Annotated in this window: 1 rRNA gene; it reads right to left on the bottom strand. The window is 50.2% G+C overall.

The features are described from left to right. Nucleotides 1-191: 191 nt before the first annotated feature. A 5S ribosomal RNA gene (rrf, locus tag ACQCVE_RS19625) occupies nucleotides 192-307 on the bottom strand. Between the last annotated feature and the right edge of the window lie 10 nt (nucleotides 308-317).

Genomic DNA, 317 nt, shown 5'->3' with positions numbered 1-317 from the left:
CGGGGACAGGATTTGAACCTGCGACCTTCGGGTTATGAGCCCGACGAGCTACCAGACTGCTCCACCCCGCGATAATAAAAAGTATTAAGTTTAGCTATGCTCATTGCCTGTAGACTGTCCTCGCCTCAGGAAGCAAAATCAAGAAGAGATTATTTCGAGGACAGCACTGCTGTCCTCAAACAATCCGTTCTACCTGGCAACATCCTACTCTCGCAGGGGGAAACCCCCAACTACCATCGGCGCTGAAGAGCTTAACTTCCGTGTTCGGTATGGGAACGGGTGTGACCTCTTTGCCATAATCACCAGATATAAGGTTG

Origin of the sequence: Metabacillus sp. 113a, assembly GCF_050107635.1 — a bacterium.
GTDB lineage: Bacteria > Bacillota > Bacilli > Bacillales > Bacillaceae > Metabacillus_B.
Note: the sequence above shows the minus strand (reverse complement) of the source record. Positions and strands in the feature narration are given on the sequence as shown.